The organism is Herpetosiphon gulosus (assembly GCF_039545135.1).
In the GTDB taxonomy this organism is placed as follows: domain Bacteria; phylum Chloroflexota; class Chloroflexia; order Chloroflexales; family Herpetosiphonaceae; genus Herpetosiphon; species Herpetosiphon gulosus.
In genome coordinates, this window is the sequence record NZ_BAABRU010000081.1 from 1 (window position 1) to 1,561 (window position 1,561).

The 1,561-nt window shown below is 62.6% G+C and carries 1 protein-coding gene; it reads right to left on the minus strand.

What is annotated here, in order from left to right; all coding sequences use genetic code 11:
* Positions 1 to 61: 61 nt before the first annotated feature.
* Positions 62 to 1,491 (minus strand): IS3 family transposase gene (locus tag ABEB26_RS26810; protein ID WP_486348342.1). Its coding sequence is split into 2 segments (ribosomal slippage): positions 62 to 1,131 and positions 1,131 to 1,491, totalling 1,431 coding nucleotides; the frame shifts between segments, so codons are not numbered across the junction.
* Positions 1,492 to 1,561: the final 70 nt, after the last annotated feature.

Genomic DNA, 1,561 nt, shown 5'->3' on the forward strand with positions numbered 1-1,561 from the left:
CGGAATGTGTCAAGCACGGTGAAACAGATGACAACGGAGCAAACGGACGATTAAAGAAGGATTATTCGCGCAATGCCACCGCGATCGACGGATCAGCTGGCCCGACTGGGCGGTTAATCCACACCGCTTGCGGCACACGCGGTGGGCGCGGTGTTCCCCGCACAAAGCGTTCGGGGTGGGCCGCATAGGCCGTCGCCAGCACCTGCTGCCGCGCCGTCGTCATGGCAGTGGCCTGGCCACGATGCACCATCGCTGGCGGCAGCAAGCCAATCCCGCTGTGGCAGTGCTCGTGGTTGTACCACTGCACAAACACCCGCATCCACGCCCGCGCATCGATGAGACTCCCAAATCGTTCGGGGAAATCAGGCCGATATTTGGTGGTCTTGAACTGGGCCTCCGAGTACGGATTGTCGTTCGAAACGTGTGGTCGGCTATGGGTTTTGGTCACGCCCAAATCGGCGAGCAATTGGGCCACGGGCTTGGCGGTCATGGCGCTGCCGTTGTCGGCGTGCAGCGTCAACTGGTTCGGCTGAATGCCCTCGCGATGATAGGTTTCGGCAATACACTGTTCGGCCAAGGCCGCTGATTCGCGCTCCATCACCATCCAGCCCACGATGCAGCGGCTGAAGACATCCAGAATGACATACGCATAGAAATACGACCAGGTGGTTGGGCCTTTGAATTTGGTGATATCCCAACTCCAGAGCTGGTTTGGCCCCGTGGCCAACAATTCCGGCGCGGCATAGGTCGGATGGCGCAGCTGGTTGCGGCGTTCACGGACTTCCCGATGGGCAGCCAAGATCCGGTACATCGTGCGCCAATGGCACAAATAGGTTCCCTCGTCGAGCAAGGTGGCGTAGATCTGGCGCGGCGTACAGTCGGCAAAGCGATCACTGTTGAGTACGGTGCGGATGTGGGCGACCTCATCGGGCGTGAGCGCACGGGCGGGCCGACGACGCGGAACCGCTGCGGGAGCGGGCTGAGCCGCACGATAGACCGCGCTGCGGGGGACACCGAGTGCGCGACAGGCAGCGGCAATGCCCACCGTGGGAGCCAGATCAGCCACCGCCGTGATTAATCCTGTGCGTCGGTCGGCGGCGCTGGGAGGGTCACTCCCAGCAAGGTCGCAAGCTTTTTTTGTACATCGATGATCACCTCGGCTTGGGCCAGTTTGGCTTGGAGCCGCTGGTTTTCGCGGCGGAGGCGGGCCAGTTCAGCGGTCTGGCGCTGGGCTTCGGGCGTGGGTGCGGCCTTGCGTTTGGGCGTGAGTGCCGCGAGTTCGCCCTCGGCCCGTTGTCGTCGCCAGCGGGCGAGGTGCGAGGAGTAAATGCCTTCGCGGCGCAGCAAGGCACCAAGTTCGCCGGGGGCGCAGGCATCGGCAGCGGCCAGAATGCGCAGGCGGTCGCGGGCACTCCAGTGGGTGCGGGCGGCTTTGGGCCGAACTTCGGGGTCATGGGTTGATTGGTCGGGCGTTGGTTTTTTGCTGGCCATGAGAACTCCTTGCGGCCCTCGACTTAAGATCATAATCCCAGATCTGTCTCACCTATGTTAGCACAGAGGG